Annotated in this window: 2 protein-coding genes; both read left to right on the top strand. The window is 69.8% G+C overall.

Annotated features, from left to right (window positions below; all coding sequences use genetic code 11):
* Positions 1 to 81 precede the first annotated feature (81 nt).
* On the top strand, positions 82 to 558 hold the full coding sequence (locus tag GKQ77_RS32015; protein WP_219692624.1) for a (2Fe-2S)-binding protein: 477 nt from the start codon (positions 82 to 84) through the stop codon (positions 556 to 558).
* An 82-nt stretch (positions 559 to 640) separates the two neighbouring features.
* Positions 641 to 2,089: an argininosuccinate synthase gene (gene argG / locus GKQ77_RS32010; RefSeq protein ID WP_219692622.1), complete on the top strand. Its 1,449-nt coding sequence runs from the start codon at positions 641 to 643 to the stop codon at positions 2,087 to 2,089.
* Positions 2,090 to 2,135: the final 46 nt, after the last annotated feature.

Genomic DNA, 2,135 nt, shown 5'->3' with positions numbered 1-2,135 from the left:
CCGCTCCCCCGCGAGCCCTCCACACCCCAGTCCCCCACCGACGGTCTCGACCGCGCCTTCTGAGGAGCCCTGATTCCTGCCATGGCAAGCCACACCTTCACCCTGAACGGCGAGCGGATCACCGTCGAGGCCGAGGACGACGTACGTCTCCTGTGGGTGCTGCGCGATCTGCTCGGCGTGACCGGGCCCAAGTACGGCTGCGGCATCGGCGTCTGCCAGGCCTGTACGTCCCACATCAACGGCAAGGCCTTCAACCCCTGCTCGGTCCCCGTCGCCAAGATCGCGCCGGACGACGAGATAACCACGATCGAGGGGCTGCCCGCCACCGTCGGCAAGGAGCTGCACCCCATGCAGGAGGCCTGGCTGGAGCTGGACGTGGCCGAGTGCGGCTACTGCCAGCCGGGCCAGATCATGACCGCCGTCGCCAAGGTCCGCCGGGCCGCGGCCGAGGGCCGTGAGATCGAGGAGCGCGACCTGGACGAGATCCGCAACATCTGCCGCTGCGGCACGTACACCCGCATCCGGGAGGCGATCAAGGCGGGCGCGAAGAGGATGTGACCCCTCGGGCAAGGCGGGCGCGAAGAAGATGTGACCCCACGGGCTGTTTGCATGGCCATGCATTCTGATGCATACTCTTCCTATGTCCAAGGTCCTCACCTCCCTCCCCACCGGCGAGCGCGTCGGCATCGCCTTCTCCGGCGGTCTCGACACCTCCGTCGCCGTCGCCTGGATGCGCGACAAGGGCGCCGTCCCGTGCACCTACACCGCCGACATCGGTCAGTACGACGAGCCCGACATCGCGTCCGTGCCGGGCCGGGCCTCCGCGTACGGCGCCGAGATCACCCGACTCGTCGACTGTCGTGCCGCGCTGGTCGAGGAAGGTCTCGCGGCGCTCGCCTGCGGCGCGTTCCACATCAAGTCGGGCGGGCGGCCGTACTTCAACACCACGCCGCTGGGGCGTGCCGTGACCGGCACGCTCCTCGTGCGGGCCATGCTCGAGGACGGCGTGCAGATCTGGGGCGACGGCTCCACGTTCAAGGGCAACGACATCGAGCGGTTCTACCGCTACGGTCTGCTCGCCAACCCGCACCTGCGGATCTACAAGCCCTGGCTGGACGCGGACTTCGTCACGGAGCTGGGCGGCCGCAAGGAGATGTCCGAGTGGCTGCTCGCGCACGGGCTGCCCTACCGGGACTCCACGGAGAAGGCGTACTCCACGGACGCCAACATCTGGGGCGCCACGCACGAGGCGAAGACGCTGGAGCACCTGGACACCGGTCTGGAGACCGTCGACCCGATCATGGGCGTGCGGTTCTGGGACCCGTCGGTGGAGATCGACACCGAGGACGTGACGATCGGCTTCGACCAGGGCCGTCCCGTGACGGTCAACGGCAAGGAGTTCTCCTCCGCCGTCGACCTCGTCATGGAGGCCAACGCGATCGGCGGCCGGCACGGCCTCGGCATGTCCGACCAGATCGAGAACCGGGTGATCGAGGCCAAGAGCCGCGGCATCTACGAGGCGCCCGGCATGGCTCTGCTTCACATCGCCTACGAGCGTCTGGTCAACGCGATCCACAACGAGGACACGGTGGCCGCGTACCACAACGAGGGCAGGCGGCTCGGCCGGCTGCTCTACGAGGGCCGCTGGCTGGACCCGCAGGCCCTGATGGTGCGCGAGTCGCTCCAGCGCTGGGTCGGCGCGGCGATCACCGGCGAGGTGACGCTGCGGCTGCGGCGCGGCGAGGACTACTCGATCCTCGACACGCGGGGCCCGGCGCTCAGCTACCACCCGGACAAGCTCTCCATGGAGCGGACCGAGGACTCGGCGTTCGGCCCGGTGGACCGGATCGGCCAGCTCACCATGCGCAACCTCGACATCGCGGACTCGCGCTCCCGCCTCGAGCAGTACGTGGAGCTGGGCCTGGTCGGCACCGCGCACCCGACGCCGATCGGCGCCGCGCAGGCGGCCTCGACGGGTCTGATCGGTGCCATGGACGCGGGCGGCGCCCAGGCGATCGCCTCGCGCGGCGAGACCACCGAGGAGGAGACGATGCTGGACCGTGCCGCGATGGAGTCCGGCACGGACTGACAGCACCTGTACGAGAGCGGGCCCGGCGGACGCGTTCCGCCGGGCC

Source organism: Streptomyces anatolicus (assembly GCF_019400875.1).
In the GTDB taxonomy this organism is placed as follows: Bacteria; Actinomycetota; Actinomycetes; order Streptomycetales; family Streptomycetaceae; genus Streptomyces; species Streptomyces anatolicus.
This window is presented reverse-complemented; position numbering and strand designations above follow the sequence as displayed.

Coding starts and splice junctions, on each gene's coding strand:
- argG (WP_219692622.1), top strand. CDS start 641: ATGTCCAAGGTCCTCACCTCCCTCCCCACCGGCGAGCGCGTCGGCATC.
- GKQ77_RS32015 (WP_219692624.1), top strand. CDS start 82: ATGGCAAGCCACACCTTCACCCTGAACGGCGAGCGGATCACCGTCGAG.